The sequence below is a fragment of the Paenibacillus sanfengchensis genome, assembly GCF_036864765.1.
Taxonomy (GTDB): domain Bacteria; phylum Bacillota; class Bacilli; order Paenibacillales; family Paenibacillaceae; genus Fontibacillus; species Fontibacillus sanfengchensis.
Map to the genome: position 1 here is coordinate 458,845 of NZ_JBAGJC010000001.1, position 26,393 is coordinate 485,237.

Sequence of the window (26,393 nt, forward strand, 5' to 3'; positions counted from 1 at the left end):
TGCTTTTACAGAGAATTTCCTATAACGTTCTTGTATTCACGAAACGCCCCAGCCTTAGATAGCTCATATCTTAGGCTGGGGCGTTTGTTGTCTGAGCTTCTTCCATATTGTACATCTGACAACCAAGGGGCGATAGCCCCGCTGCGTGAATACTGTGTTATACGATGGAATTACTTCTAGTCACTGCTCTCATATTACTTTTATGTTCTAACTCCCTTTCATACTTTAAATTTGGTATTTTCCAAAGTCACTTTAAATATTTTTTTTCAATTAGAAAAGCAGAAAAGCTCTCAACCACAAAATTAGAAATTCTTTGTATTTCATCAACCTTTCTTCTTAATTCTTCAAATGTAAATCTTCTACCAACATCACTAGCCTTCAAGCGTCCATGAGAAATAGCATTTCTAGAATCCGTAAGTTCATTCAACAGTAAAGAGATCATATTAAAATAATTAACATCTTCTAAATCTATACCAAAACTTTTCCAAATACTTTGAAGCTGTTTACTTTTTATGTTTGATCCATCTGATGGTAATAAAGAATTGCTTATACTAACTATCTCTTCAGAATTCCAAGTTTCTGTGATTTCCCAAGTTTTATCCCATTTTTTCGTTATACTACAATCAGAATATGCTTGGAGTCTACTTTGGAGTGCAATACCTTTGAACCTTTCAGTCAGTTGGTTATATTTAACATCCTCATTGTTTATTATTTCTATCGCTTGGGATACCGTATTTACTACGGTATATTCCATTACAGAATAAATTCCAACCATAATTAAACCTTTATTAGCATTCTTAACTTCATCAATAGAATTAATATTAGAACTTGCTTCTAGTGCATTTATCATTTTTTTTAGTTCAAAAATTCGTAAGTTCAATTCATTTGAAATAGAGTTCAACATAGGATTATATTAATTTATCCTTTGCATAATTAATTCTATCCTGAACTCGTTTTTTTGAATTAGTAGCACCAGAAGTTAAGCTCTGCATTTCATCACTATTCATCCATTCAAAGATGCCTTCGGTTTTTAAGTCTAGTCCTTCTTTAATAACTAAAGCCGCGCCAACTGCTACAGCTTCAAATAGGTTAAAGGGTGTTAAGTTTCGTTGTCCTCTGACTATTCCATGTTCTAAAGCAGCACCTAATTTTTTAAAAACGATCTCAAATATCTGTTTATTGGATTGGTAATCAAAATCTTCTCTTGCATTCTTCATATATTCATTCAGAAAATTCACAACACTATGTTCGAAATTATGCGAGTTATTTAAATAAGCAAAGAATCTCAATACTAGCTCTTCCCTTGTACCATCGTTCTCTTGTTTATCAGTCAATTTAACTACACTCTGAAAATCGGGATTTGCAGCTAACTCTTTTAGAAAGTTATTGAATTTTCCTCTAAAAATACAACTCCGAATTTCTTGATCAGAAAGTCTGACTCCTCCTGTATTTAATCTTTCAAATAAATCGAATCTAACCTCCACATCACTTTTATCACTGAGTGTTATTACTTTTAATGGGCTATTTAAGAGAAAATTTAATTGATGAGTTTTACTTAGATCATTAAAAGACTTACCATTTAGTTCAGTTATTTTTTTTAGACCCATTAATTTCAAATTACTTTCTTTATTAATTTTTTCTAATAATTTTTCTTCTCCTGCAAAGTGAATAATAGTACTTAATCTCTGTACCCCATCAATAAGTTCCCATGTTCCATCGGCATTTGTTGCCATAAACAAATTAGGAATAGGTATGCCCAGAAAAATTGATTCAATTAGGGCAGATTCCCTTTCTTCTTCCCATCTAAACTGCCTTTGATATTCGGGAGCTATGTCGATAATATCACTCTCAAACATACTGATTAACTCTTTAACTGAAATATCAAATGAATTAAAATCCACTTTTCTTTTTTGTTCCTGCAATTGCTCATCTAAAGTCAATTTATACACTCCCTAGAAAAATTTCTATTAATTTCTTATCCTAAAACTGTATTAATTATTCCTAGCATTTCGTTGCTAGTATCATTACTACTTTCTACTATTGCTCTGGTATATGTTCCAATAAATCCCCTGGCTGACACCCTAACGCCGTACATAATTTATCAATCACTTCTAACGAAACATATTCATTCGTATTGAGCTTCGCCATCGTAGCAGATGAAATACCCGTCATTTTCAATAAATCCTGTTTTTTAATTTCCCTGTCGATCAATAACTTTTGAAATGGTTTGTAACTAATCATCTGATATCCTCTCAAACATTCATTGAATTTTTCTTTAATTATATGAAAGTATATTTCCTTTATCAAAAACATCTTTAATATATCTTGACCTCAATATTCAATATGTTAAAATTATATTTATTTAGTTGAACTTTTATTCGTAATATGAAATATATTAGGTGGTGTTCATTCATGTATACCTCTTTAGATATCTTACTCGATTCACTAATACGCAAACGAATTGAATCTTTATATGGAGCGCTGATCAAAAATAACTCCAGCTATAACCAATTTTCATCCGAACGAAGTCTTTACTTGAAGCAGTTACACGAACTTCTGCCAGGGAATATGCAAAAAACTTTATTTCTTTACGGCGATGCTGACCTTTCTGTGCAAGCAATCTTAGAACGTGAAATCTACTTACAAGGGTTTAAGGATGCTCTCCAATTACATAACGAATTAAATATATCTACTGATTGAGAGCCATTTGACGTTTCATTCATTTGATTCTGTCGTATAACGTTGTTGTATTCACGAACCCTCACTGGCTTAAGGGGCGCCAGCCCCGGGTCCGATGGACTTAGCCAGTGCAGGGTTGTCTGCTGATTTCACTTCCTCGAAATGCCTCTTGCAGACCAAGGGCCATCAGGCCCGCCGCGTGAATACGGTGTTATGCGATGCCAACGACTTCTTCGAATCAGCTAACTGTATCTTTGCCTTCAGCTTCTTTAAATTCTTCTCTAGTCATTCCATAAAAAATCTCATTAAGATACTGACCACTAGTATAGACTACTTGTCGACGAACACCTTCTTGTACACATCCTAGTTTCCTCATCATCTCCGAAGAGGCATCATTGCCTTCAAGAACAGAGACGTTAAACTTATTAAGCCTACGCTCGAAATATGCGTATCTTAATACAATTCTCATTGCCCTAGTTCCATAACCATTACCTCTGCGGTCCTGATTTATCTGTATACCAATACTAAAGGTACCATTTCTTTCATCAACGCTATTTAGGTTTATTCCTCCTAAGTTTTCTCCTCTTAAATTCTCAATTGTGAACATGATCCTGCCATGTTTATTTGAAAAATCTGCAAATTACTCTGCAAAACTTATAGCTTCAATTTTTGTTGGAGGCAATTCAACTTGATAATCAAGTAGCCTTCTAGCAGGTGTATCAAAACGATTGTAATAATGCTTTCCCAGTCCTCAGGTTGTACTGCACGCAATCTAATTACTCCATCTTGCCAGAAATAATTGTTGAAGTTAATATCTTCCATAGAGATCCCTCCAGTAATATGTTTATTTTGTTTAAATGATTTTCGTTGGTTTCACCTAACGTTATTGTATTCACGAACCCTCACTAGCTTTAGGGGCGTAAGCTCCAGGTCCGACGGACTTAGCCAGTGCAGGGTTGTCTGCTGATTCCGCTTCGTCGAAATGCCTCTGCAGACCAAGGGCCTTTAGGCCCGCAGCATGAATACGGTGTTATCTGATGCATCCGCCATCTTCGATTTAACTCTCAAAATGTATTCATCCTTATTAATCCTTAAATTTTTTTATATACTCTATCCTTCCTTTAGCTATTATCTTATTATTCCTTAAAGAAAAGCTGTTGTTGGGTTCTAATAAATGATGCGGTACCTCACTTGAGTCATGAAATAAAAAATATAGATCTGCTTTGGTTTCTCTGTATTCATTAGGTTTATTATGTAATTCAACTACTGCACTCCAAAGTCCATATTTCAAATCCTTATCTGAATCAAAAACAATGGGTGTTGAAAAATCTCCAGTAATTAATCTTTTTTGACCGCCCTCTTCTTCGCTCAAAAAGTACAAACTAACTACCGCTACTTTCTTCATGGAAAACCACTTCCAGTTAATTATTTTCTATGGTTTTATTGTCTTTAATGTCTATTAGTCTTTGCGGATGTTTCAGATAACGTTTTGTATTCACGAACCCGAGAGACTTAAGGCCCTAAGGCCGGGTGGCACTGCCACTTAGTCTCGCAGGGTTGTCTGCTGAATCCGCTTCTACGAAATGCCTCTTGCAGACCAAGGGCAGTTAGGCCCGCAGCGTGAATACTATGTTATCTGCAGTTACTGCCTTCTTCGAATAATCTAGCCAGGTTTATTTATTACTCTTCTTACACTTCCTTATAAAAAAATACGCACTTAAGCATCCTACCAATCAGGCACAGTGAACAGCCAATGCAGGGTTGTCCCGGCAACCACATCATCATCAATGTTTTCTGCTTACAGGACTAGATTGCTCAGGAATAAGGCGGAAACTAGTTAATGCCTTTCTCTTAAACTACTCTTTTTCATCCTTAATCGATGTTATTCAAACCACTTAGAAGGAATACTCAAAAAAACATCATCTTGTCTTTTGAATCCTATCTTTTCATAATAACCAGAGATCTTTTCTGTTGTTTGAACCAACCATTCCGAATCCGGAAAATGTTCAACACATCGCTTTATTAATTCACGTCCTATTCCTTGGTCTTGAAATTCCGGATCAATAGCCAAATCATAAATTATTGATCTGAAAATTTTATCACTCAGTACTCTTACAACACCAATTAATCTATCATCATTCCATGTAGAGATTACTAAAGTTGAATTTTTAAACGGTAAATTAAAACACTTCAGCATTTCAATAGTTTCCCAGCCGACTGACATAAATAGTCCATGCAACTGGTCGGATGGTAAATCTTTAATTGAGTCGTTAAAAACAATACTCAAGGATTTCACCCACCCTATTAATTATTTATCATCCATTCTAATCTTAGTAATGGTAAGAACCTGAATGATTGCCCAAAACTACACTCACTAATTTGCTTTACATTTCATTCTTGTAATTTATATTTCACTTATTTCTTTCTTTAGGTTTGCAGTAATTGTAGATAACGTTCTTGTATTCACGAACCTGAGAACCTTAAGGCTCCGGAGGAGCCGGTCGCAGCGCGGTTAGGTTCGCAGGGTTGTCCGCCTGGCTTTCACTTCTTCGAAAATGCTTCGGGCGGACCGAGCAGCCACCAGGCTGCGATGCGTGAATACAGTGTTATTGGAAGTCAGCGACTTCTTTGAGTAACATTCACTAGATTATATTTCTCAAGAACTTGGAGAATTTCATCTATTTCATTGTTTACTACCTTGTCTCTCAATCCTCTTTCAAACTCAATATCCCTTGACTTTTTTTTGACCTCTTCAATTTTGGATTCAATTAAGGGCAATATAATATTGTCACGGTATTCTTTTGCTTCTTCTTTGGTTTTGAAATTCTTATATTTTGTTTCATCTGAGATATTAGTATGAACCTTGTATCCATAAATCCGTTTCCCATTCTTTACTTTACTGTATTGCGGATAGATCAAATGCATATCATCATCTTTGTATTTACTTCTGATGTTAGTAACGTTTAGCTTACTATTATAAATCCGAAGGTTAGATAGTCTATTGTCCAATGGATTGTTATTTTCGTGATCGATAGTATTTCCCCAGTAATCTAGTTCGGAGTATTCATTCTCAATTATCATTCTATGAAGTCTATGAGAATGTTTATCTATACTGGTTTTAACTTGAATATAATTATCCTTTCTTATCGCAGTCCAATGATGTTTGTGAAGATATTCTACCCATGGTTTTACATCAACAAGAACCTCGACTTCACACTTTCCGCCAGTAATAAATTTGATGATCTTTTCCCCATCAATAGATGTCTCGAAGAACTTATTTTTTGCGTCTATTGCGAGCATAAATATAGCATCTCCTGTTTCTTGTGTTCTTTGCGCTGATTTCCTATAACGTTCCGCATCTATGACGCGACCCGGCCTTAGATAACTCTTATCTTAGGCCGGGTCGTGTGTTGTCTGAATCTATGTCTGTGAGTTTGCTTCTGACAACCAAGGGGCGAATGCCCCGCAGCATAGATGCATTGTTAAGTGATGTTACTGCCTTCTCTGTGTTTACATTCTCATATACGGTTTTGTTTCCTATGTATTCTAGATAATTATAGTATATTAATGGTATTTGATCATGTCTTATATGTTATAATTTTCTAGTACAATATACGGCTATAAGGGCGGTCGGCTAATCTCCCAGAAGGGAGGTGATGCCCATGGAGGTCAAAGATGCACTTTCCTTAATGTTCATGTTCGGCATGTTCATTCTGGCATTGCTTACCTACATGAAAAAGAAATAGACCGCCCTGCCTAAGGAAACGGTCTATTCTGCGACCTGACTAGTGTGGCCGACTGCTCTTTATGCAGTTATTGTACTTTGGAGCCGTGTTAGCGCACGGCTCCTTACTTATTCTTACCTCAGTATAACTCATTTTATAACGCTTTTATAGGTTTTGTTGATTATTTTTATTTATATAAGGTCTGTAATGTTGTCTGCAGTAATTTCACTTAACGTTCTTTTATTCACGAAACGCCCCAGCCTTAGATAGCTTTTATCTTAGGCTGGGGCGTTTGTTATCTGAGCTTCTTCCATGATTATACATCTGATAACCAAGGGGCGAAAGCCCCGATGCGTGAATACGGTGTTAACTGAAGTCAACGACTTCCTCGAGCTACGTTACTCTCTAATATATCATCCGTCTTTAAAATTCTTCTTTATTTTCCATCAGCATAAGCTTCCGTTACAATTTGAACACCCATTTTGAAACCATAGATGAATACTTCGGTTGAATATATCGAAGAAGACCTTCCCAATAGATCATATATTTTTTCAAGAAGCTCCACCTCATCCTCCGTCAGGCTTGTTATTAACTTCTCCTTGAAGCTTGAAATTTCGCTATTCAACAATTTATACTCTGGATTCTTTGGTATAATCTTTTCTTCTGGTCTAATTTCTCCAAAATACAATTGCTCTAATAAGCTACTCATCCTACATTCCCTCCATTGTATTTCTCATAAGAGCATTTTAGCGATTTTATCGCTAAATCTCAATAGCGAATTACTCGCTAGAGTATTTTTATGTTGGAGGTGTTTGTATGTACCCAAGAATTAGAAGCTTGCGTGAAGATAAGGATTTAACTCAATCTCAAATTGCTGCATATCTCAACTGTAGTCAACGTATATACAGTAATTATGAACGCGGTGAAGTTGATATTCCAACCGCCATACTCATTAAACTTGCCGACTTCCACCAAACCAGCACCGATTATCTTCTTAATAGAACTAACATTAAACAAGCTTATCCCAAAGATTGAAAAAATTTTTGGGGTTCTTATTTCACTATCGTTGATTTCACCTAACTCCTATATCTCTGCACGTCGCGAACATCCTCTACAATTTAGTATTCGCGCACCTGACTATTATCCATAATTATATCTCCATTTCATGTTTCTGTAAGCGAATATTTCACATCCTTTCTATTGACCATCTCCTCCTCATCCGACTGCTCGTAAATCCGATCCAGCGGGCTTTGGATTTTCTTAAGGTTCTTAGTGCTGACATGGGTATAGCGCTCGGTGGTGGAAGGGTTGGCATGGCCCAGCAGTTCTTGGATAAACCGGAGGTCGGTGCCGTTTTCGAGTAAATGGGTGGCAAAGGAGTGTCGAAGCACGTGGATGCCGACCTTTTTCTTGACGCCGGAGCGTGTCAGTGCTTCCGTAAAAACTTTTTGAAGCGATCGTTCATGGAGGTGGGTTCCTGGATATTGACCCGGAAAAAGCCATGCGGATGGCTTCTCTGATTTCATGTATTGTTGCACCAGTTCCCATGCCGCTCGCGACAAAAGGGTATGGCGGTCTTTTTTTCCTTTTCCCTGCCGAACGGAAATGATTCCCCGATCCCAATCCAAGTCGGTAAGTTTAAGCCGTACCACTTCACTTACACGCAATCCGGAGGAATAGGCCAAAAAAAGCATGGTACGATGCTTCAAATTGTTCAAGGCCTTGAGAACGCGAAGCACTTCTTGCTCGGATAAAACGTAAGGAAGCTTCTTTTCCTTTTTGGGACGCAGGTAACTGGCTTCTTCTGTGGGCCATTTCAAAACATCGGCTACAAGAAAGCGCAAAGCGCTTATCGCTTGGTTGACATAGGCATGGGAATGGCCCTGATCCAATAGCTTTAAGGCGTATTCCTGAACTTTCACGCGTTCAAAAAATGGCAAACCGTTTTCATCAAAACCTTGTTGCAATATGCGTTCACGAAACACACCGCTGTATTCCAAAAATCTCCTAACATGCCCCCGATAGGCTTTGATCGTCTTAATGCTGTAACCTTTTGCCTTGAGTGTCCGCACTAAGCATTCTTCTATCTTGATGACAGCACAATCCCGTCGAATAGGATCGACTAGACTGGAATCCGCCCCACTTCTCGCCTCCAAAAAACGCAAGTCCCGGGTAACTTCACCGCTAGGCACAAACTGTCCTTTCGGAAAACATCCATACAACCGGCGAATCATATCCACTGAAGAAGAAAATCGCCAACTCTTTGACTCTGAATCCCAACGACAACCTGGTAGCGCAGAACGCATACTCTTCAAATCCTCTGATTGAAAATGCTGTAATTTTACCCATAACCCCTTGTCATTGACCCGCCCGATATGAATGATCATCGCTTTACCCCTTCCCTTCTTTTTCCCAACAAAAAAGACAGCCCTCCGCAGAGTTCTGCCTTCCGATGCTTTCGGATACCCGTTTATGTATGATCTGGGCGCTCTTCTACCCCTTCACCTTCAACCCGAGCAACTTCGCAAACCCGATCGCCTGCTCGGGCGCCACAGTGCAACCCGCCAGTGCGTCTACCGGAATATCGATTCGGTCATACGTGCACGTGCTGATATCCATCCCCTTCAGCGAGGTGTTGTTGAAGTCCGCTTCGTTCAGGTCACACACGTCGAGCTCCACATCCTTGAACTTGCAGCCATAAAACGTCGCATTCTGCAAAACACTGCCGGTAAAGCGCACCTGCTTGAGCGAAGCCTCGCCGAAATCGGACAGGTTCATGACACAGTTTTCAAAGGTGACGAACCCGAGGTTGGCCTTGCTCAGATCGATGCCGGTCAATTTGCAGTCCTTGAAATGGACACGGTGGATCACGCCTTTTTGCAAGACGGCGTTGGACAGGTCGCAGTTTTCCAGAACCGCGTCGGTCAGGTCCATCCGGTCGAAGGTGGTATGGGCAAAAGAACATCCGCGCAGTCTCACTTTGGCCAAAATGCACCGATCCATGACCTCATGTTCGAACCGGTCGCCGCTGAGCAGCCCGTTCACCAGTTCACGGTCCTCGTCCTCCAGGACATCCTCCCACCGTGCCTCGTTCAACTCCGCCGGAAGCTGAGGTGCCATCATTTTTATTTTCGCTGCCATGTCTTTATCCCCTTCAAAAATTAAATTTAATGCGTATCTAAAGCGCTCCTGCTCCGCTAGCTGTTCAGTTTTCAACCGGTAAAACTGCCACAAAAAGCACGGACCCGATCACCGCAAACAAGTAAACTCAACAAGGTGCCACTATCCGGCAAAACCATCCCCCGGAACGCCGTTCAACGCTTCCTTCAAGCCCTTCAAATCCAATCCGTCCACGGCAAAAGCGCGCCGCACCAGCTCAGGCGGAACAAACTCGTCGTACTTCCCCAGGTAAGGGGCCTCGCTTGCATCGAGCAGCGCCTCCGCATCTCTCACCTCGGACAACTCGGCCTGGATCGCGGCCAGAAGCTCCGGCGCTGCCGTCTTTCCGGCGACGACCATGTAATACGGCTCCATCGGGACAACCTGCCGCAGTCCCATGGGCTCGGTCAGGTTGTGCTTCAGCAAACGCTCCAGCGTGCGGAACTGTTTGCTTCCCGTCCACGGCAAAATAAACACCGAATCGCCCCCTGCGGGAATCACCGGACTTCGCAGCAGCCCGCTTTCGCGGGCCAGCCGACGCGCGCGTTCCAGCCGGTTCACCGCGCCGGGGGCCAGGTACGGGTAGAGCGTGGATTCTTCCAGCACCTGGCGCATTTTTTGCATCACCCGGGTGTGCACAACCCCGCCGGCGCCGAGCCAGAGCGTGTCCACCTTGCCCCGGGAGGATTTGACATACACCGCTTTATGCTTGTTGTCCACCTCTTCCACCTTCCACAGCTTCCCGGCCAGCGAGAAGCAGTAGCCCGGCGGCGGCACGGTGGTGATGCTGCCGATTTCTTCGGAGCCGTTGTACACCGCATGCTCTTCGTCATCCTTGAACACGGCGTAGAAGCGGAAGTTGTTGACCACCTTCTCCCCGCCGAGCCCGATGATCAGCGTCCCTTCCTCCGTCTGCTGGATGTGGTCGGTCTGCAGCAAATACTGCAGCAGCTGCTTGTATTCCTCCGGCTCGAAGCCGCGAAAAGAAGGCAGCGTCAGCACCGCCCGCGCCAGCTCGGCGGGCTCGGCTTCGCCGATGCTTTTGAGCGTGCTCATCGTTTGATGGTAGAGCACGCCGACCGGCTTCCGCCGTAGATCGAGCGGCTCCACCCAGCGTTCGCGGACGTACAGCTCGATGACGGCGATCGCCCGCAGCAGCGTCCACGGCATGCGTGCGGGGAGTTGCGCCTCCTCGTCCTCTTCCTCCGCGACGAGGAACATCATTTCGGACGCCATGTCGCCCCGGCGTCCGGAGCGGCCGAGCCGCTGCACAAAGCTGGAGCAACTGTACGGCGCCCCGAGCTGGATCACCCGCTCCAGCTCGCCGAGGTCGATGCCCAGCTCCAGCGTGACCGTCGCAGCGGCGACCGCGGGCCCGGGGCCGGAGCGCAGCGCGGCCTCGGTCTCTTCGCGCAGCATCGCGGAAATGCTCCCGTGATGCACATGAAACACGTCGCGCTCCTCACGCTTCGCGGCGATCCGCCGCATCTCCAGCGTCGTCAGCTCCGCGTCCGAGCGGCTGTTGGTGAAGATGAGCGCTTTTTTGCGGTGCGTATGGTCGTAAATGAAGCTGTAATAGTTCTGCTTGGCCAGTTCCAAATGCTCCGCTTCCCGTTCATTCCGCGCGTCCGGGAACGAAAAATGCTCCACCGACAGCTTCAGCTTCCGCCCGCCCTGCGGCGAGACGACCTCGACGGGCTGCTTCGTGCCGGCCCCCAGCCAGCGCGCGGCCGTGTCATAATCGCTCAGCGTCGCCGACAACCCGATCCGGCGCGGCGAGCAGGACGCCATGCGCGTCAGCCGGGTCAGCTGGCTCAGCACCTGAATCCCCCGGTCCGCCCCCATAAACGCGTGCACCTCATCGATCATGATATACCTTAGATCATGGAACAGCGCGGGGATCGCATTGGGCCGGTTCATCAGCAGCCCTTCCAGCGATTCGGGCGTAATCTGCAGCACGCCGCAGGGGCGCTGCATCAGCTTGGTTTTCTCCGCCTGGGAAACGTCCCCGTGCCAGTGCCAGACGGGCACCTCCCCCTCGCGAAGCAGCTCGGTGATCCGCTCGAATTGGTCGTTGATCAACGCCTTGAGCGGCCCGATATACAGAATGCCGACCGATTCCGACGGCCGTTCGAACAGCTCCGTCAACGCCGGAAAAAAGGCCGCCTCCGTCTTCCCCGACGCCGTCCCCGAAGCGATCAGCAGATGATGCGGGGTGTCCAGCAGCACCCGACAGGCCTCGACCTGAGCTTCGCGCAGGGAGTCCCATTGTTTGCGGTAAATATATTCCTGTATGAACGGAGCCAGCCTGGAAAAAGAATGGTTTCCGCTCATAGGTCAAACTCCGCCAAAAAGTCGTCCAGTTCGTCCTTCGCCTCTTTGCGCGAAGCCCCACCGCCCGATGCCGCAAATTCCTGCTCCCGCTCTCCCATCAACGCCTCGAAGGTCAGCGACTCATGCTGGTGCAGCATATGCAGCACGTCCATGAAATCGCGGACGACTTCCCGGGTTGTCAGCAGCTCCTCGGCGCCCAGCCGGCCAACCGCCGCCTGCATAAACGCGATCAACTGCTCGTCCGTCAGCTTCGCCGCGTAGCCGAAATGCATGGCATGGATATCCCGCAGTTTTTGCAGGAGAATCAAAATCTCTTCATGCGACAGCATATCGAGCTTCAGGATCGGCGAGGTGTACGTCCGCCGCGTGCCGCTGCTATAACGCCCGTCCATGAGCCGGGAGCGCAAAGCGTCGTAGCTGAACAGCCCTCTCCGCTCATCCTCCACAAACTGCGGCGTCCCGCCGAGGTAAATGCCGAGGTACTGTGCCTTCCCCTGCATCGTGTCGTTGAACATCGTCAGCAATTTCTCATAGTTGCTTTGGCGGGAGATGCTGTTGGTGATTTTGTACAAATTCACGCCTTCATCGATAAAAAGCAGCAGCCCTTTATACCCGATCCGCACGGCAAACTCAGCCCACAGCTTCATATAGTCGTACCAGTTGTCATCGTCAATGATTACGCCGACGCCGAGCTCCTTGCGGGCTTCCGTTTTGGTCGGAAATTCGCCGCGCAGCCAGCGCAGGGCCGCCGCTTTCCGGTCATCGTCCCCCAGTTTGTAGCCGCTCCAGTAAGCCGCCAGCACCTTGGCAAAATCAAACCCGTGCACCAGGCTCTGCAGCTCCTGGCTCACCGCGTAAATCCGCAGCTCCACCGCTTCGAGCAGCTGCGGATCGCCGGGCCGCAGGCCCGTGGCACGCATCTCTTCCTGCTGGAGCGCGGCGATCCATTTCTGCAGCATCGGCTCCAAAGCGCCGCCGTCCGGCCGCGTCCGGGTGGACATATTCATCATCAGTTCCCGGTAGGTCGCCAGGCCCTGCCCCTTCGCACCGACGAGACGCCGCTCCGGGGAAAGGTCGCCGTCCGCGACCACAAACTCTCGGTCCATCGCATAGTTGCGCATCATTTGCAGCAAGAAGCTTTTGCCGCTCCCGTATCGCCCGGCAATTAACCGAAAAGCGGCTCCGCCTTCCGCGATATTGTCCATATCCTGCAGCATCGACGCCACCTCGGCCTTTCGCCCGACCGCGATATGCTCCAGCCCGACCCGCGGCACTACCCCGGCCGTCAGGGAGTTCACCAAAGCGGTGGTGAGCCGCTTCGGAATTTGCACCTGTTTCATCGAGATTTCACCTCATTGATCTTCTCTTCTTCGCACTTTCTTTAATCAGCCGCTCTCCCAAGAAGCTTGCCGAGATCCGGCCGGTATTCCTCCGGAATGTCCTCGCCGTCCACCAGTAAATCGCCGATTTCTTCCATCGCGATTTCATTGATTTCGTCGAGCAGCAGCTCGGGCATTGAGCCGGCCTGTTCGGCGATCGCATACAAGGAGGACGCGTCTTCCCCATTCAGCAGGGCCGACAGCATCTGAAGATGCGTTCCGCCAAACCGCGCAGACATCTCCCGCCACTCCGCCGGCAGCCCTTCCGCTTCCGGGTTTCGATCGGAGGAAGGCGCCGGCGGTTCGGACATTTCTATCGCTGCCGCGGGGAACTCCCTCATTTCCGGCTCTGTTACCGGGATTTCGGAGTCGGATTCATCCACAAAGGCCAGCCAGCCCCGCTCGAAATCAAGCTCCGCCTGCTCCGGCCCGGCCTGCTTGCGCTTGCCCGGCTTCCGCCGGCCCGGCTCGCTGCCCGCGATGGGACCCGCCACCGGCGCAGGCTCACCCCACGGCGCTTCCCCGGCACCAGCCAGTTCCTCCGCCAGCAGCAGATCCCGAACCTCATCGGATTCCTTCTGCAATTTGCGCAGCTTAACCGTGTTGATTTTGACCTTGGGAGCCCGGGCCTTGGCTTCTTCGGCTTTGCGCTGTTCCAGTTCCTTCCGCAGAAAACGGTCGACAAGCTGCTCGACGTCCGGCTCCACCGCGATCCCCCGCAGCTTGCCTTTGAATCCCGTCAGCTCGCGGAGTTTGTTCTCCGTGAGCCGGACGAGCTGGGTCACATAATCGCGCAGCGGCGGATGCTCGCTCACCGGCAGCACGGTGACCGGCACGCTGCGTCCGTGCAGCTCGAAATCGTAGACGGCGCTGCGGAACAAATGACGTTTGACTTTTTTCTCCCGCGGCTTAAACCGGGCCAAAAGCCGATTTCCCTGCGCCTTGCTCATGTAGCCGTCTACCAGGGACACCACTTTCGGGGCATACTGCTGCAAGTCCTTCCGTCCTTGCCCCGTATAAAAACGGCTCTTCTCCACTTCGTAATCCAGGAGCGGCGTCAGCATGTCCCAGGAAAGCCCGAGCGGTTCGGCGGTAAATCTCCGGTACCATTCCAGTTCCCTCAGCTCGGTCGAAAGGTTCCGGGGAAACTTCAGCAAGGGTTCCATCCTAGGCAAATCCAGCCCGAACACCAGCGCAAAATCGTACAGCCATTCCCGCGCGTACAAATCCAGCTTCGGATACCGCTGACGGTATTCTTGCCAAACCCGGCGGATGAGCTCAAACCCCTGCGACGGCTCACGCCAGCCGATTCCGTGAATCAACTCGTACAAGTATACAAAAAGATACGACAGATCCGTATCCGGGTACCTTCCCGCACGAACCTCACCGCGCCAATGCAAATACCATTTCAGCTGAGCCGGCTGCATTTCCTCATAGGTCGGCCAATAATGTTGAAAAGGAACGAATTCGGCCGACTCGACCGTCTCTCCTTCCAATTCTTTAGCCTTCCGGACAAATTGCTCCTCGCGGGAAACATACCTGAAGTTCTCCCTCCAGTCGATTTCCCGTTCCACGCTTTCCGGCATCACAATCCGGCTGTACGCTTGCGGCTCCTCCCGGGCCACAGGCCTCGCATAATCCGCATGGTCCGCTTGATCCGCGAAGTCAAGCTCCAGTTCGGCGAACGTAAGACCCTGTTCCCGGGTCGTTCGCGGGTTCTTTTTTTCTTGAGACATGCCGTGCTTGTCCGCTCCTTCGTTCATCGTCCAACGTCCTCCATCACGACTCCATTATACCATCGAAGCGAAAATTTGTTCGCTTTTTTGAATGCTTTTTTGTTCTCTATTATAATTGAGTGGCAACCGGGTCTTCCAGGCTGAAAGATGGGAAGATTCAACTTCCGTTAAGTAAAGTAAAAGTGAAGGGAGCCCTTTATGAATAAATGGCTGAAAGCCTTGTTGTTTTTGCTGGGGGCTGCGTTTTTGACCCGGCTGATCCCTTTTTCCGACTGGTTTCGCATGCTCGACACGATGGTGCATGAGCTCGGTCATGCGGTGGCGACGCTTTTGGTCTCCGGCCGCGTGCTGCGCATTGAACTGAATCCCGATCACAGCGGGGTCACCTACTCCATGCTGGCTTCCGGATGGAGCCAAATTGCCGTCTCCTTGGCCGGTTACGTATCGGCTTCGTTGTTTGCCGTCGGCCTGTTTTATGGCTATGCCAAACAAAAGCAAGCCCTGGGGCTTGCCGTAGTCAGCGCGCTGGCGCTTGCGATGATCGTCTTTTTTGTGAGATCGGGGTACGGGTTAGGTTGGCTGATCGTCTTTATTTTGATCAACGCGGTAGTTTACTTTATCGGCGGAAAGATTCGAAACTTCTATTATTTACTGCTCGCGTTCCTATGTCTCGAGGAGTCCGTGATGGGGCCGGTCACCCTGCTGCAGCGCTCCATCATCGATCCCCGGCAGGCCGGAGACGCCGCCAATTTGGCCGGCCTGACCCTGGTCCCCGCTCTGGTGTGGTCGATGGTCTTCATCGTCGTTTCCCTTTGGTGCGCCCTGTTCGCGCTGCAGCTGTACTGGAAACGGGATCGGGCGGCTAAACGGGGAAAGTCTGAAATGATGCCGAATATGCGCTCTTGATCACGACTTACGGGGAGCGGCATCCGGGGTAAATGACAGCCCCTTCCCCTCCAACGCCCGGCGTAGAATCTCCACTGCTTTGGGGCCTACGCCATGCATCTTGAGGAGTTCTCGCTCACTGATCGAGGCGAGCTGGTCCAACCGCCCATATCCCGCATGGGCAAGGGCCCGCGCCGCCGGTTTACCGATCCGGGTCGGAATGTCGCTTTCCATCACTGCCCGGTTCACGGAAATTCCGTTAAAATAGGCGCTAAACACCTCTTCCAACCGGTCCACCCTATCCGGAAAACGTCCTTCATCGGGAAGGCCCCGGATCGAATATTGGTCGTGAGGGCAAAAATTCCACATAAAACTGCGGTAAATATAAGAAAACACCTTACTCACCGTAGTGCTGATGCCCCGCTCCAGATACGGTTCCTGTTTCGTCGCTTCAATAAGATCAATCATCGCGTGATACAGCTCCCAGTAGGAATCCTCATGGAACGTATCTTTTTCGTGCAAATAGTAAATAAAACTGCCCTCTTGTCCATTACCATTAGCTTCCAGTACGCGGACGGCTTCACTTTTCACCGCTTTTCCCCCTCTTCTTGTAACTCTCCAACCGGAAATCCTCAATAAGGTCGATATTTCGCCGGTTGTGCGCATAAGCTTGAATCTGTTTGCTAATGTTCGGATACAGCGTAACCCCCGCAAGCTCGCTCAAACCGATCCACCTTACGCCAGTCCGCATCGGATCGGAAACATCGGGCAGCCTCGGACGGAACCCCTCTTTGGCCGCAATCATAGACCGAAGAGGCGCTCGACAATTTAGCTGGTTTAGCTGGAATTGTTCCCGCTAATTTACTCATTCAGGCTTTCTCCCAACAATTAGCGGGAAAAGCTCCAGCTATTCCGGGGCTCCGAGACACATCTAGCCGCTTTAGGCAAAATTAGCGGGAGGATTTCCATCTAATTGAACTGCCCTTGGCAAAATCTCAGCAATTAACAGGAGAATTTCCCGCTAAGCGGTAGGCCGCTTTACCTCAAGAACCCAGCCCGTGCATTTTCTTGAATTCCTCGGGACTCATCCCGGTATGCCGCTTAAACACGGCGCAGAAGTAGCTGGAGTTCTCATAACCCACCTTTTGGGCGATCTCGTAGATCCTTTTGTCTCGCTCGGTAAACATTAACTTTTTACTCAGATTGACGCGTTCTTGGTTGATATAGGCCAAAGGCCGGAGTTTCAGCGTTTTTTGAAAAAGACGGCACAAATATTGCGGCGAAACGCCCGCGATCTCCGCCAGTTCGCCTAGCGGCAAGGGTCGCGGCAGGTTATGCGCAATGTAGGTAAGCACCGGGCGCATGCGTTCCAGCTCATCGTTTTTTGCCTCAGCCGCGATCAGTTCTCTATTTAAGTCCAGCAAAAGGTTGTACAACTGCTTGGAGCATTCCGTTTCGAAATTCTCGTCCCCGTGTTCCTCCGCCTCGAGCATGCGTTGAAGGCCGTCCATCAAAGTCCGGGTGCGCAGCCGACCAACGCCTGAACCATTTACCCCGGCATACGCGAGCAGTTGGCTCGCCTCCCTGCCCTGGAATGAAACCCAGGCCAGCTCCCAGCGCTCACTAACCGGCATGTACCTGTGTGGAATATCCGGGAACAAAAAGAACACCTCCCCCGGACCCACGAGAAACTCCTCCTCGCCGAGGACCAGCTTCCCTTGCCCTTGAATCACCTGATGCACCTGGTAATCGGGAAAGCCTGCGGGACGGTGCGTTTCGTTCTGATGCTCCCAATAGCCCAGCGTCGTCATAAAAATAGGCAGCCGGGACGTCTCCTCCGTCTTTCCGAAGATGATCCGGGACTTCATCGGAAAATCCTCCTCTTGTTTCATATTTTAATACACAGGGCGAATATTCTTTTATTTTCTAAAGGCCAATGGAAACTTATAATGTTAATATATTATAACATAGCAAGAGGAGTTGTTACGTTACATGCGCAAAAAACTCGTTTACACGCCCCCGGCCAACGGCTATCCCGAGTGGAACAACAATCCGGAGCTGTTTCAATTGGGGCGGCTCGAAGCCCATGCGACCATGATGCCTTTTCCCACCGTTTCGGAAGCGCTCTCATCAGATCCGGAATCTTCCCCCTACTACCGATCGCTGAACGGGGTGTGGAAATTTGCGTTTGCGGAGACGCCGGAGCGGCGGAGCCGGGATTTTTATCGAACCGATTTCGACGCCAGCGGCTGGGAAGAACTGCCGGTCCCTTCCCATTGGCAGCTTCAAGGCTACGATTACCCGCAATATACGAATGTAAGGTATCCTTGGGCGGTCTCCGAGCCTGAGCTGAAGCCCCCCTTTGCGCCGGCCTTGTACAATCCGGTGGGTTCTTATATCCGCACCTTTACCGTGCCGCAGGACTGGAATGGGCGCCCCGTGTTCCTCAGCTTTCAAGGCGTCGAATCCGCGTTCTACGTGTGGGTGAACGGCGAGCTTGTCGGTTATAGTGAAGACACCTTTACCCCTGCCGAATTCGACATCACCCCCTACCTGGTGGAGGGAGACAACAAGCTGGCCGTGGAGGTCTACCGCTGGTGCGATGCCAGTTGGCTCGAGGACCAGGATTTTTGGCGGCTCAGCGGGATTTTCCGCGACGTGTACCTCTATTCGCCGGGCCCGGTACATCTTGCCGATTTCTTTGTGCGCAGCGACCTGGATGCCGATTATCGCGATGCCGAACTGCAGCTCGATATCAAAATCACGAACTACAACGCGGAAAGCACCGGGGAAATCACCGTGGAAGCTCAACTGTACGATGAAGACCGGCGGGCCGTTCTCGACGCGCCGCTGTCCTTCACCTCCATCCTTCAAGGCGAGGAATCCCACACTTTGAAACTTTCGGCGGCGGTGCGGAATCCGCTGAAGTGGAGCGCGGAGACGCCCCATTTGTATACGCTGATTCTGACCCTGAAGGACAAAGAAGGCCGCGTCCTCGAAGCGACCCGCTGCAAGACCGGATTCCGCAAATTCGAACTGAAGGACGGACTGATGAAGATCAACGGCTGCCGGATCGTATTCAAGGGCGTCAACCGCCATGAATTCTCGCAAGACTCCGGCCGGGCGATCGGGAAGGCGGAGATGATCCGGGACATCGAGCTTATGAAAACCCACAATATCAACGCGGTCCGGACCTCCCATTACCCAAACCAGTCGCTTTGGTACGAACTATGCGATGAATACGGACTTTACGTGATCGATGAAACCAACCTGGAGACGCACGGATCCTGGCAATACGGACAGCAGGAATTGAATGAATTCAATGTACCGGGCAGCCGGCCGGAATGGCGGGACAATGTGCTCGACCGCTGCAATTCCATGTTCCAGCGGGACAAAAATCACCCGTCCGTCATCATTTGGTCGCTCGGCAATGAATCCTTCGGCGGAGACAACTTTATCGCCATGTACGATTTTCTGAAACAGACCGACCCGACGCGGCTTGTCCATTATGAAGGCGTCTTTCATTACCGCCAATCGGAAGCGGCCAGCGATATCGAATCCACCATGTACGTCAAACCTCGCGATGTCGAGCATTACGCGCTGAACCATCCCAAAAAGCCGTATATCCTCTGTGAATACAGCCATGCCATGGGTAATTCCTGCGGCGGACTTCATCTCTATTGGGAATTGTTTGACAAGTACGACATTTTGCAGGGAGCCTTTATCTGGGACTGGATCGACCAGGCCATTCGAACGACCGCGGGGGACGGTACGGAGTATCTTGCCTATGGCGGGGATTTCGGCGAGTCGCCGCACGACGGCAATTTCTGCGGAAACGGGCTTATTTTTGCCGACCGGACCGTGACTCCAAAGCTGCATGAGGTAAAAAAATGCTATCAGGACGTCCGCTTCGAAGCCGTGGATTTGCGTCAAGGGCTCATTCGGATTCGCAACAAAGCGTTATTTACGGATCTGAGTCAATACGCCTGCGTATGGAGCGTAGCATTGGATGGCGTGCCTGCGCAGAGCGGCACCTTGGAAGCCACAGCGCCTCCCGGAGGAACGGCGGAGATCCGCATTCCGTTCCAGACCGCTTTCGCGGATGAGCGGGAAGCCGTCCTGACGGTTTCTTTCGTCACAAAGACCGAACATAAATGGGCCAAGGCCGGACACGAAGTCGCCTGGGAGCAGTTCGTATTGAAACCTCGCATGGTGCCGTGGGGTTCCCCAGAGGCTCAAGGACTTTCCCCGCTGAAAACGGAAACCGTGGCGGAGGAGCTTAGAATCACCGGGGACAACGTCTCGGTTACTTTTGACCGAAATTCAGGAAACCTGGTCTCCTATAAAATAGCGGGCCAAGAACAGCTCGCCGGGGACGTACGGCCGAATTTCTGGCGCGCGGTTACCGACAACGATCTCGGCAACAAGCTTCATGAGCGCAGCGCTTTTTGGAAAACCGCTCCGTTCAACCTGAAGCTAACCCGGTTCGAACACCGGACAGAAGGCGACGGCTGGGCCGTCTGTGCGGATTACGCGTGGGAGAATCAGCCTTCGTGTACCCTCTCCCTCGTCTATCGCGTATTCCCGGATGGAGCGATCGAGGTGGAACAAACCTTAGTGCCGGACGGCAGTCTGCCTGAAATGCCGGAGTTCGGTTTGCTGTTCACCCTGAACAAGACCCATGATACCGTCAGCTGGTACGGCCGCGGCCCCCACGATAACTATTGGGACCGGAAGACCGGGGCTCGCCTGGGTTACTACACCGGAAGCGTCCGGGACCAGTTCGTTCCTTATTTGCGCCCGCAGGAATGCGGCAACAAGACCGATGTCCGGTTTGCCGAAATCTCGCGGAGCGCCGGCGATGCGGCCATTCTTCGGTTCGACAGTCCGATGCCTTTCGATTTCAATGCGCTGCCTTGGTCCCCGGAAGAACTGGAAGCGCATGACCATGTCTATAAGCTGCCCGAAACCGGCCATACGATCGTAAGAATCAACTTCAAACAAATGGGCGTCGGCGGCGACGACAGCTGGGGAGCCCGGACGCATGAAGCTTACACGCTTCCCGCGAACCGGCCTTACTTCTTCAAGTTCCGGGTTCGCCCCGTGTAACGGGGTTGCTCTTGAGGTGATCTTGATCGGCCAAATGCTTATACAAAAAAACCTGCATATCTGCAGGTTTTTTGATGTTAAGATGCCGCTTTCTCCGTAATCACAATAAATTCTTGCACATTTGCGTGCCTTGTTCCCCCGATGCGAGCCCCAATTCGAGATTCGGCACGACTTCTCCAGCAAATAAAGTCCCATAGGTCAAGGTTGTATGATGAGGGCTAAAAGCTGCTCGAGAACTGCCGGGTCAGACTAATCAGCCTGTCTGCGGATGGCAGCAAATCTTCCGGCTTCCTCATCTCCAGCACCCAGGAGCCCCGGTATCCGCAGGCCACCAGCCAGGCCGCCATCGCCTCGACCGGCACGGTGCCGCCGCCCAGCCCCAAATGGTCATCCGCCTCCCCGGCGTTGTCGCTGAAGTGCAGCGCCACCAGCCGGGGCATCGCCTGCTGGAGCATCAGAAGGCAGCGGCCGCTGCCCGTCATATGGGCATGGCCGCAATCGAAGACGAGGCCGACCCGCGGGGAATCGAGCTCGTCGGCGATCGCCCGCAAAAAGGGGACCTCCGCGCCAAGCAAGCCCGGATAAGGCGGGACATTCTCCAGCGCAATCACCGTGCCGCTGCCGGCCGTTCGCTTTAGTACCCGGGCGAGAAAGCCGACGATCCGGCGCTTCGCATCTTCGGTTCCCGCCTCTATCCCGGTTCCGGTTTCGGCCGCGGCCCCCGCGAGTTCCGCCCCACGCCCAGGCTCCGCTTTAGCCTCGCTCACCGCCTTGGGGCCCGCCCCGGGAAGCTCCTCCGTGCCAGCCGGCTCCCCTCCCTCGCTCCCCGCATGGAGGACGACATGGCTACACTCCAAATGCTCCGCGACGAGCAGCGTTTCCACGAGCAGATGCTCGGATCGGGCCGTCTCCGCCTCGTCCCCGGCCGCCGGGTTGCAGCCGGTGATGGGCGCATGCAGGCTCCACCGGATGCCGTAAGCCTCGCCGATCCGCTTAAACTCCGCAAGCTGCGCTTCAGGCCAGACCAGGATCTCCTCATGGCCGCCCTCGCACATTATTTCAATCTGCTTCCAGCCGGCCTCGGCCAGGAGCAGCACCGCCTCTTGAAGCGGACGGTCGATGTAAGCATAAGTGGAAACGGAACAGTCTTCGCGTGTGATCATCCGGATCTCTCCTTCACATGGGGATGGTCCTTCTAAGTTAAAACCTCCTGAACATGCCACTTGGGATGAAATAACTCTCCTTTGACAGCTCCCGCGGGGTGGCTTTGCCCTATGGAACGATCCGGTGCCTGATGGAAGCTACTTAATCCCGGAATGAATGAAACTGTCGATGAACTGACGCTGAAAAGCCAGAAAGATCGCCAGCAGCGGTACGATGACGAGCAGCGTCGCCGCGCTGACTTCGGTCCATTGAACCCCGACTTCGAACGACTGGGCGAAAATCGACAGCCCGACCGTCAGCGGCCGGTTTTCCACGGAATTCGTGACAATCAGCGGCCACAAGAAATTGTTCCACTGATAGCTGATCGACACAAGCGCAAAGGCGACATAGGTAGGCCGGGACAGCGGGAAATACACTTTCCACAACACCTGCCACCGGTTGCAGCCTTCCATGAGTGCCGCCTCCTCCAATTCCAGGGGGATCGTCTTGAAAACCTGACGGAGCAGGAAAATCCCGAAGGAAGAAGCGAGATAGGGCAGCATAATACCCAGTTTCGTATCGAGCAGCGAGAACTGCTTCAGAATATTGTAGTTGGGAAAAATCAGCACATCGGCCGGAATCATGATCTGTGCCAGAAACACCAGAAACACGATCCCGCCCCCAGCGAACGGCACCCGCGCAAACGCGAAGGCGGCCATCGTCGCCGTCAGCATCTGTACGGCGAATACGCCGAACACGATAAGCAGCGTATTCAGGTAATACACGGTGAAGGGAGCCGCCGACCAAACCGTGGCAAAATTGTCCAAGGTGAAGTCCGCCGACCAGAATCCCGAAAGCGCCGTCTGCCTCGAGCGGAACGCGGTCGCCGTCATCCAGACGAGCGGCATCAGCCAGATAACGGCCAGCAGCAGCATGAGCAAATTGCAGATTTTAGAGACATATTTCTGCGGCATATCCTAAGCCTTGCCTTTCCTTCCGGACGATCCGTCCGGAATCAATGATAGTGAATTCGTTTGTCGAGCCCGAAAAATTGCACCGCCGCAAACAACAGCAGCAGCCCGATCATGACCACCGTCAGCGCGGAAGCCATACCCTGGTCCCAGAAGCTGAAGGCCGTCTCGTAAATGTAGTAGAGCAGCAAGTTGCTCGAGTTGTTAGGGCCCCCGCGGGTCATGATCATCAAGTGATCGACCAGCTTGAACGCATTCGTCAAGGCTACGATACTGACAAACAGCGTGGTCGGCATGAGCAGCGGGAATGTGACTTTTCGGAACACGGTAAAGCTCCCGACCCCGTCCATCTGGGCGGCTTCATACAGCTCTTTGGGGATATTTTGCAGGCCGGCCAGATAAAAAATCATAAAATAGCCCGCTTCCTTCCAAATGATCATAATGATCATCGCCCACAGCACTAGACCCGGCGTACCGAGCCAGTTCAGTTCGGCCTGTCCGGTCCAGGAGAGGAGCCGGCTGACCATACCGTATTCCGGCGTATAAATAAACAGCCAGATGTTGGCTACCGCGATCATGGGGATCAGCGTCGGGTAAAAAAAGGCCGTCCGCATAAACCCTCTTCCCCGCATGACTTTATTGGCGAACACCGCCATCAAGAGGGCCAGGGCGATCCCCGCAGGAACCGTCCCCAGCGCAAAAATCGTATTGTTGCCCATCACCTTTTTGAACACTTCGTCCTCCGCCAACCTGCGGAAATTATCCCATCCGGCAAATATGGGCTCCGGCGCAGCGAGGTCGGCCTGATACAGACTTAGACGAAGCGTCAGGAAAATCGGATAAAAGGTAAACAACGCCAAAACAACCAAAGAAGGCAGCAGCAAGATCCAGGCAAAGGCGTTGTTTCTCCAGCGGCTTCCGGCCATGCTATTTATTGAAGGAAGCCAGAGCCTGATCGGCTTCCGTCTGGGCTTTCTTCAGGGCCTCGGCAGGAGACAAAGCGCCGGTCAATGCCGCCTGGACAGTATCGTTCAAAATTTTCATCACCTTGCCGTTATTGTGTGTGGACAGCTCGGCTGCCGCGTATTCCAGCTGTTCGCGGGCTACCAGTGCCGCCGGGAACTCGGACGCATACTTCTTCATCCGCTCCGTTTCATAAGCGGACTTGCGCACCGCGACATAGCCGGTGTCGATGCTCCACTGGGCCGCGCGCTCCGGCTCGGTCATAAATTTGACGAACTCCCAGGCTGCCTGCTGCTTTTCCGGACTGATATCTTTGAAAATATAGAAGTTGCCCCCGCCCGTCGGGCTGCCAAATTGCTTTTTGGCCGGCAGGAAGCTGACGCCAAAATCAAAAGTGGCGTTTTTCTTGACATTCGTCAGGTTCCCCGTCGTATGGTACATCATCGCGGTTTTGCCTTCCAGGAAGTCGGACGGCACCGTGCTCCAATCGGTCACGCCTTCCGGCATCGCTTTGTGCTTGGCCGCAAGATCAACCCAATATTGAAGTCCCTCCACGTTTTCCGGCGTGTCGAACATCACTTTCTTCCCGTCCTGGGTCATCAGGTTTTCCCCGTTTTGCAGCGCGAAAGTCTGCATCATCCAGTAGGCGAAGCCCGTGACCGGAATTTCCAGTCCGTAGCGTCCGTCTTTTTTCAGCTTGATCGCGTAATCCTGCATTTCCTCCCAGTTCTTTGGCCCTTTTTCCGGATCCAGTCCGGCTTCCTTGAACATTTCCTTGTTGTAGTACAGGACGATCGTGCTGCGCTGGAACGGGATGCTGTAGGTATGGCCGTCCGTTTGCGAATTCGCCATGAAGGCCGGATAGAAATCCGTCAAATACGCGTTGCCTTCCTTTGCAATGAAGTCGTCCAGCGGAACGATGGCGTTCATATCCAACAGGCTGAACAGCTCCGTGGACTGCAGTACAGCCACATCCGGCGGCTGCTTCGCTTGAACGCCCGCCTGCGTTTTCACCGCGGTATCCGCATAACTGCCCGTATATACGGGGGTTACATCGATTTCGGGATGCTCTTTTTCAAAATCCGCAGTCATCGCTTCGATCGTAGTGGTCAAAGGTCCGCCGACCGCGATCGGATAGTAGAAGGTCAGCTCCGTTTTTTTTCCGCCGTTTGCCGCGGATGCCGTCTGAGCCGTCCCTTGCGAAGCCGCCGCGTTGTTCCCGTCTCCATGGCCGTTGTTATTTCCGTTCCCGTTTCCGCTTCCTCCGCCGCATCCCGCAAGCAGCGACAACCCTAGCGCCGCCGCCAGTACTTTCGAACTCCATTTCCGCATAGCTCCATCTCCTCCAATTTAGTTAAGCTGATGTTTCGGAACAATTCCGTGCTGAGAGACCGGCATTTCTTCCACTCTACCAAACCCGTATAATTCTTTCGTAAGCACGGGGTAAAAACGCTGTTAAATTCGCGCGGTTAAACTACGGTTCCGGCCCGCTTTGATCGCGGAAGCATTTCGTCCATCGTCGCCCAGATATAATCCGGTACAACCTGAAAACGGTCCAGGTCCTCGAGTGTCGAAACACCTGTCAGTACAAGCGCCGTGCGCATCCCGTGACTGGCACCGAACAGGATGTCGGTGTCCAGCCGGTCGCCGACCATCAGGCAGCGGTCCCCGCTCGTTCCGCTCCAATCCAGCACCTTGGCGGCGAAATAGGCGGACGGCTTGCCGAGGATTTCCTCCACCGTCCCCATGCTCGCGGCTTCGATCGCTTTGACCATGGACCAGGTGTCGGGAATCAAATCGCCGGCTACCGGGCAGTTCGGGTCGGGATTCGCGGCAATCAGCAGCGCCCCGTCCCGGACCGCCTTCATCGCCCGATGCAGCTTCCCGTAGTTGAACTCCCGGTCCATGCCTACAAGCACATGCGTCGCTTCGGACGGATTCTCCGTCGTATCCACACCCCCGGCGGCAAGCTCGTGGACGAGCGCTTGTTCCCCGGCGACGAGAACCCGGGCCCGCTCGGGCCGTTCCCCGAAATAAGCGGCCGACATCGACCCCGCCGTGATGATTTCATCCTCGTGGGCCGCCAGTCCGAGCCGCCTAAGCCGGTCACGGCATTCCCTTCTTGTCCTGATGGTCGTGTTGCTTAAGAATCTGACCTTCTTCTCCTGGCTCCTTAAAAAACGCAGCGTTTCCCGCACGCCGGGCAGCAAGACGTCACCCAGAAAAATCGTGCCGTCCAAATCAAAAAAGTACGTCTCAAATGACAGCGTGTCCGGCAATGATTGAGCAGCCTCCTTTGGTGCGGTGCGG

General features: G+C 50.6%; 26 protein-coding genes. 5 read left to right on the forward strand and 21 right to left on the reverse strand.

Features of this window, described 5'->3' with window-relative positions:
* Positions 1 to 247 precede the first annotated feature (247 nt).
* The 3 genes from V4U84_RS02195 to V4U84_RS02205 all read right to left on the reverse strand — a co-directional run bounded on the left by V4U84_RS02195 (position 248) and on the right by V4U84_RS02205 (position 2,241).
* Positions 248 to 904, reverse strand: a complete 657-nt coding sequence (locus V4U84_RS02195) for an MAE_28990/MAE_18760 family HEPN-like nuclease (RefSeq protein ID WP_334076677.1) — start codon at positions 902 to 904, stop codon at positions 248 to 250.
* Between the two features lie 4 nt (positions 905 to 908).
* Positions 909 to 1,940 carry a DUF262 domain-containing protein gene (locus V4U84_RS02200; protein WP_334076678.1) on the reverse strand — a complete coding sequence of 344 codons (1,032 nt, stop codon included), beginning with the start codon at positions 1,938 to 1,940 and terminating at the stop codon, positions 909 to 911.
* Positions 1,941 to 2,037: 97 nt separating this feature from the next.
* Complete coding sequence (locus V4U84_RS02205; RefSeq protein WP_334076679.1) at positions 2,038 to 2,241, reverse strand: helix-turn-helix domain-containing protein; 204 nt, start codon at positions 2,239 to 2,241, stop codon at positions 2,038 to 2,040.
* A gap of 171 nt (positions 2,242 to 2,412) precedes the next feature.
* Between V4U84_RS02205 and V4U84_RS02210 the strand changes: the two genes are divergently transcribed.
* The gene (locus tag V4U84_RS02210; RefSeq protein WP_334076680.1) at positions 2,413 to 2,700 is read left to right on the forward strand and encodes a hypothetical protein; all 288 of its coding nucleotides are present in this window, start codon (positions 2,413 to 2,415) and stop codon (positions 2,698 to 2,700) included.
* Positions 2,701 to 2,917: 217 nt separating this feature from the next.
* Here V4U84_RS02210 and V4U84_RS02215 read toward each other — a convergent pair whose 3' ends face one another.
* The 4 genes from V4U84_RS02215 to V4U84_RS02230 form a co-directional block, all read right to left on the reverse strand.
* Positions 2,918 to 3,286, reverse strand: a complete 369-nt coding sequence (locus V4U84_RS02215; RefSeq protein ID WP_334076681.1) for a GNAT family N-acetyltransferase — start codon at positions 3,284 to 3,286, stop codon at positions 2,918 to 2,920.
* Positions 3,287 to 3,763: 477 nt separating this feature from the next.
* Positions 3,764 to 4,084 (reverse strand): hypothetical protein, encoded by a 321-nt coding sequence (locus V4U84_RS02220; protein ID WP_334076682.1) that lies wholly within the window; start codon positions 4,082 to 4,084, stop codon positions 3,764 to 3,766.
* Positions 4,085 to 4,561: 477 nt separating this feature from the next.
* Positions 4,562 to 4,966, reverse strand: a complete 405-nt coding sequence (locus V4U84_RS02225; protein WP_334076683.1) for a GNAT family N-acetyltransferase — start codon at positions 4,964 to 4,966, stop codon at positions 4,562 to 4,564.
* A 329-nt stretch (positions 4,967 to 5,295) separates the two neighbouring features.
* A complete protein-coding gene (locus tag V4U84_RS02230) occupies positions 5,296 to 5,979 on the reverse strand; it encodes an HNH endonuclease (RefSeq protein ID WP_334076684.1) in 684 nt (227 codons plus the stop codon).
* Positions 5,980 to 6,341: 362 nt separating this feature from the next.
* Between V4U84_RS02230 and V4U84_RS02235 the strand changes: the two genes are divergently transcribed.
* Positions 6,342 to 6,425 (forward strand): putative holin-like toxin, encoded by an 84-nt coding sequence (locus V4U84_RS02235; protein ID WP_220687457.1) that lies wholly within the window; start codon positions 6,342 to 6,344, stop codon positions 6,423 to 6,425.
* A gap of 415 nt (positions 6,426 to 6,840) precedes the next feature.
* Here the strand turns inward: V4U84_RS02235 and V4U84_RS02240 are convergent, their stop codons facing one another.
* Positions 6,841 to 7,113: a DUF6809 family protein gene (locus V4U84_RS02240; protein WP_068783347.1), complete on the reverse strand. Its 273-nt coding sequence runs from the start codon at positions 7,111 to 7,113 to the stop codon at positions 6,841 to 6,843.
* 107 nt (positions 7,114 to 7,220) lie between these two features.
* Between V4U84_RS02240 and V4U84_RS02245 the strand changes: the two genes are divergently transcribed.
* On the forward strand, positions 7,221 to 7,439 hold the full coding sequence (locus V4U84_RS02245; RefSeq protein WP_036714644.1) for a helix-turn-helix domain-containing protein: 219 nt from the start codon (positions 7,221 to 7,223) through the stop codon (positions 7,437 to 7,439).
* A 128-nt stretch (positions 7,440 to 7,567) separates the two neighbouring features.
* Here the strand turns inward: V4U84_RS02245 and V4U84_RS02250 are convergent, their stop codons facing one another.
* The 5 genes from V4U84_RS02250 to V4U84_RS02270 all read right to left on the reverse strand — a co-directional run bounded on the left by V4U84_RS02250 (position 7,568) and on the right by V4U84_RS02270 (position 15,039).
* Positions 7,568 to 8,791 carry a tyrosine-type recombinase/integrase gene (locus V4U84_RS02250; RefSeq protein WP_334076685.1) on the reverse strand — a complete coding sequence of 408 codons (1,224 nt, stop codon included), beginning with the start codon at positions 8,789 to 8,791 and terminating at the stop codon, positions 7,568 to 7,570.
* Between the two features lie 106 nt (positions 8,792 to 8,897).
* On the reverse strand, positions 8,898 to 9,545 hold the full coding sequence (locus tag V4U84_RS02255) for a pentapeptide repeat-containing protein (RefSeq protein ID WP_334076686.1): 648 nt from the start codon (positions 9,543 to 9,545) through the stop codon (positions 8,898 to 8,900).
* A 141-nt stretch (positions 9,546 to 9,686) separates the two neighbouring features.
* Positions 9,687 to 11,897, reverse strand: coding sequence for a DEAD/DEAH box helicase (locus tag V4U84_RS02260; RefSeq protein ID WP_334076687.1), 2,211 nt, complete (start codon positions 11,895 to 11,897; stop codon positions 9,687 to 9,689).
* On the reverse strand, positions 11,894 to 13,237 hold the full coding sequence (locus V4U84_RS02265) for an ATP-binding protein (protein ID WP_334076688.1): 1,344 nt from the start codon (positions 13,235 to 13,237) through the stop codon (positions 11,894 to 11,896). The genes V4U84_RS02260 and V4U84_RS02265 overlap by 4 nt, the downstream gene beginning before the upstream one ends.
* Before the next feature lie 41 nt (positions 13,238 to 13,278).
* On the reverse strand, positions 13,279 to 15,039 hold the full coding sequence (locus V4U84_RS02270) for a TerB N-terminal domain-containing protein (protein ID WP_334076689.1): 1,761 nt from the start codon (positions 15,037 to 15,039) through the stop codon (positions 13,279 to 13,281).
* 171 nt (positions 15,040 to 15,210) lie between these two features.
* On the opposite strand from V4U84_RS02270, the gene V4U84_RS02275 reads away from it, so the two are divergent.
* A complete protein-coding gene (locus V4U84_RS02275; RefSeq protein ID WP_334076690.1) occupies positions 15,211 to 15,918 on the forward strand; it encodes a M50 family metallopeptidase in 708 nt (235 codons plus the stop codon).
* On the opposite strand, the gene V4U84_RS02280 is transcribed toward V4U84_RS02275, so the two are convergent.
* The 3 genes from V4U84_RS02280 to V4U84_RS02290 all read right to left on the reverse strand — a co-directional run bounded on the left by V4U84_RS02280 (position 15,919) and on the right by V4U84_RS02290 (position 17,765).
* The gene (locus V4U84_RS02280) at positions 15,919 to 16,488 is read right to left on the reverse strand and encodes an Imm41 family immunity protein (protein WP_334076691.1); all 570 of its coding nucleotides are present in this window, start codon (positions 16,486 to 16,488) and stop codon (positions 15,919 to 15,921) included.
* Positions 16,478 to 16,621 carry a hypothetical protein gene (locus V4U84_RS02285; protein ID WP_334076692.1) on the reverse strand — a complete coding sequence of 48 codons (144 nt, stop codon included), beginning with the start codon at positions 16,619 to 16,621 and terminating at the stop codon, positions 16,478 to 16,480. Before V4U84_RS02285 ends, V4U84_RS02280 begins: the two co-directional genes overlap by 11 nt.
* 319 nt (positions 16,622 to 16,940) lie before the next feature.
* The gene (locus V4U84_RS02290; protein ID WP_334073149.1) at positions 16,941 to 17,765 is read right to left on the reverse strand and encodes an AraC family transcriptional regulator; all 825 of its coding nucleotides are present in this window, start codon (positions 17,763 to 17,765) and stop codon (positions 16,941 to 16,943) included.
* A gap of 124 nt (positions 17,766 to 17,889) precedes the next feature.
* On the opposite strand from V4U84_RS02290, the gene lacZ reads away from it, so the two are divergent.
* Entirely contained in the window at positions 17,890 to 21,006 is a 3,117-nt protein-coding gene (gene lacZ, locus V4U84_RS02295; RefSeq protein ID WP_334073150.1) for a beta-galactosidase, LacZ type, read from the forward strand.
* Between the two features lie 218 nt (positions 21,007 to 21,224).
* Here lacZ and V4U84_RS02300 read toward each other — a convergent pair whose 3' ends face one another.
* The 5 genes from V4U84_RS02300 to V4U84_RS02320 all read right to left on the reverse strand — a co-directional run bounded on the left by V4U84_RS02300 (position 21,225) and on the right by V4U84_RS02320 (position 26,362).
* The gene (locus V4U84_RS02300; protein WP_334073151.1) at positions 21,225 to 22,169 is read right to left on the reverse strand and encodes a sugar phosphate isomerase/epimerase family protein; all 945 of its coding nucleotides are present in this window, start codon (positions 22,167 to 22,169) and stop codon (positions 21,225 to 21,227) included.
* Positions 22,170 to 22,307: 138 nt separating this feature from the next.
* On the reverse strand, positions 22,308 to 23,123 hold the full coding sequence (locus V4U84_RS02305; protein WP_334073152.1) for a carbohydrate ABC transporter permease: 816 nt from the start codon (positions 23,121 to 23,123) through the stop codon (positions 22,308 to 22,310).
* Positions 23,124 to 23,164: 41 nt separating this feature from the next.
* The gene (locus V4U84_RS02310; RefSeq protein ID WP_334073153.1) at positions 23,165 to 24,046 is read right to left on the reverse strand and encodes a carbohydrate ABC transporter permease; all 882 of its coding nucleotides are present in this window, start codon (positions 24,044 to 24,046) and stop codon (positions 23,165 to 23,167) included.
* Between the two features lies 1 nt (position 24,047).
* The gene (locus V4U84_RS02315) at positions 24,048 to 25,415 is read right to left on the reverse strand and encodes an ABC transporter substrate-binding protein (protein WP_334073154.1); all 1,368 of its coding nucleotides are present in this window, start codon (positions 25,413 to 25,415) and stop codon (positions 24,048 to 24,050) included.
* A gap of 137 nt (positions 25,416 to 25,552) precedes the next feature.
* Positions 25,553 to 26,362 (reverse strand): HAD-IIA family hydrolase, encoded by an 810-nt coding sequence (locus tag V4U84_RS02320; RefSeq protein ID WP_334073155.1) that lies wholly within the window; start codon positions 26,360 to 26,362, stop codon positions 25,553 to 25,555.
* Positions 26,363 to 26,393: the final 31 nt, after the last annotated feature.